Origin of the sequence: Aquiflexum sp. (assembly GCF_041749095.1) — a bacterium.
Lineage (GTDB): Bacteria > Bacteroidota > Bacteroidia > Cytophagales > Cyclobacteriaceae > Aquiflexum.
In genome coordinates this window covers 1-2,685 of the sequence record NZ_JBGTCA010000328.1, presented here as the reverse complement: position 1 = coordinate 2,685, position 2,685 = coordinate 1, and the positions used below count along the sequence as shown (strand labels likewise).

Genomic DNA, 2,685 nt, shown 5'->3' with positions numbered 1-2,685 from the left:
ACTGACCCAATGATGACATCATCTGCCAAGACACCGAGTTTTAACTTGATTTTGTTTTTTTCCTCAAGGTTGACTTCTCTAGGATTATTCACTCCATTGTTGATCAAAAGAACCTTTGATGCAGATAGTCCAACCGATTCTTGCAGGTATTTGACAACTGAAGGTGCAATCCCAATCACCTTGTCTGCTACTTTGGCAAAGAGTTGCTGCAAATAAATCGCCTTTTTAGACCTGCTTAAGGGGTGAGAGGTTTCTTCCAGTATAATTATCGGCACTTTGCCCAACTTTCCTCCAAATGCTGCCATGGACATTCCCTCAAAAATAGCCCCATGAATGATATGGGGCTTGAATCGCTTGATCACTCTCAAAACCTGTCTGTGCTTTGACCATTGAAAAGGATGCCTGAAACCACCTATGGCAATCAATTCCACACCTTCAGCTTTCAATGCATCTGCAACAGCACCCCCCTCCCAGGTACAAATGATTTTGTGTTCGAATTTATCCTTGTCCAAACCTTTTATCATTGTCAGCCTTACCTGTTCAACTCCACCGGAAGCAATGGTCTCAATGCAATGCAAAACCCTGATTTTCAACCTTTATATATTACTTCAAGAGATTTCAAATAAGTCTCAGTTGAAAATCTCTCAGCCTCCAACATTGCCCTTTCACCCATTAGCTTTCTTTCTAAATCTGTCAAAGTTGCCAAGGAAGCCATTCCGCTTTTAATAGAGGACACATCCAAAGGATCTACCATTACACCTGATTTGCTGCTTCCCAAGATTTCGCAAGCTCCACCAACTTGTGTAACAACAGAAGGTAAGCCGCAAGTCATGGCTTCAGCCAAAGAAACGGATGAACCTTCTCTCAAAGAAGGTAATACAAAAGCATCTGCCATTTCCAAGAATTGGAAAACATTTTTCTGAAATCCCCAAAACTTCACTTTACTTCCAATTCCAAGTGACTTGACTTGATGGATTAATTTTTCCTTCAAAGGCCCATCCCCCACAATCCATAATTCCATTCGCTTTTCACCTTCTTCCTTTAATACTTCATAAAATGCCAAAATCAATCGATCCAGATTTTTTATTTGTACCATCCTACAAGTCGTCACAAATACAAAAGATTTTTCATTTTTTAGCTTGCCCAACATTTCAACTGCACCATTCCCTATAACATCTCCTTTGTCATTTTCTGGTTCGCCGTGGAGAACTGAGGTAAGAAAAGAGAAATCCACTGACCTTTTTCCCATTGTAACAGGATTGTACACCACCCTTACCTTCTCCTCCTCCACTTCTCCCAATTCCACAATTGCATTTTTCACTGCTTCCGAAATGGCAATGACGAGATTGGCTTTAGAATAAACCCATCTAAAAATATATTTCCAATAACTATGGTGGTTTGGAATCCCGATCTCCTCTCCGATAATTCTATTTACTCCTGCCCAATGCCCTGCCAAAATCCCATGAAAATTTGCTTCCCCTCCCTGACAATGCAATACATCTGCCTTTATATCCACCAACATCTTTCTAAGCCTAAAAACCAACCCGAAATTGGGAATGCGCGGGTTTTGGTTTAATACATTCACCTGAATTCCTTTTTGTAAAAGTTCTTGGGCTATTTGTCCCCCTTTGCCCAATACAATGATGGAAACCTCAATATCACCGTCACTAACCAGGCCGGGTATAGAATTGGCCATAACCTGTTCGACACCACCAAAATCCAATTCTGATACGATCCTGACAACCTTCATTTCAGGTATAGATGAAGCTGTAGCAGAATTTCATATAGTTTCTAAAAACTCCTGAAAAGAAATCATTCCTGAACAAACGCTGCAAAAGATCAAAAGGCAAAAAGTAAAAAAACCTGACCAATAAATACCTGTTCGGCATATTATTGAGGACTACAGCAATGGGCTTTTTATTGGCTTTTAATCCATAATGGGGAAACAACGTGAAATAGATCCACTTATCCCTGAATTCCAAAAACCCATTTTCGCTGAATTCCGATGATTTTTTAACCCTTGAAAAATAATCCTTACCTGAAAGCTTTGGGATCAAAGTCTGATGCAGTGGATATTTTTTTTGTGTTGCCCTTTTGTCGTCTTCCTGACCATAGTAAACCAAGGTATTAGAAATATAGTAACCGTCACCAAAATACAAGGATGCACGCAACCAAACATCAATATCTTCCCCCAATTTGATCTCAGGATCAAATCCTATATTATGGTCAAAGAAATCTTTCCTAATTGCGGTGGCTGAGGTAAAAAACATTGTGTTCCTGACCGCTCGTTTAAAATAATTGTCCAGTTTAAAATAGGACAAAGTTGGATTGGATTCCAGGGCATTTGAACTGTAATGGGTACCGATAATGCCATTCTCAGGATGAAGGACTATTAACTTCGCCACAAACTCCAAATAATCAGGATGCCAATAATCATCTGCATCCAAAAAAGCTATCCATGGAAACTTGGCTTTTTTGATCCCTCTGTTTCTGGCAATGGATACTCCTTGGTTAGTTTGGTAAATCAACCGAAGTTTATCCCCATATTTTTCCTCCACCAGTTTTTCTCCCCCATCCGTAGTACCATCATTGATGATTATGATTTCATAATCCCTAAAAGTCTGATTCAATACAGAGTCAATAGCCCTTTGAATATATTTGGACTTGTTGTAAAGTGGGATGATG

The 2,685-nt window shown here is 39.6% G+C and carries 3 protein-coding genes; all 3 read right to left on the bottom strand.

Annotated elements, in window-relative coordinates:
- Nucleotides 1-593 (bottom strand): glycosyltransferase (locus tag ACEW8O_RS15010; RefSeq protein ID WP_373495440.1); only part of this gene is annotated, 593 nt, incomplete at its 3' end.
- Nucleotides 590-1,750 (bottom strand): glycosyltransferase, encoded by a 1,161-nt coding sequence (locus tag ACEW8O_RS15005; RefSeq protein ID WP_373495439.1) that lies wholly within the window; start codon nucleotides 1,748-1,750, stop codon nucleotides 590-592. The genes ACEW8O_RS15005 and ACEW8O_RS15010, both read right to left, overlap by 4 nt.
- A gap of 1 nt (nucleotide 1,751) precedes the next feature.
- The coding region (locus tag ACEW8O_RS15000; RefSeq protein WP_373495438.1) for a glycosyltransferase family 2 protein at nucleotides 1,752-2,685 on the bottom strand (934 nt) is incomplete at its 5' end.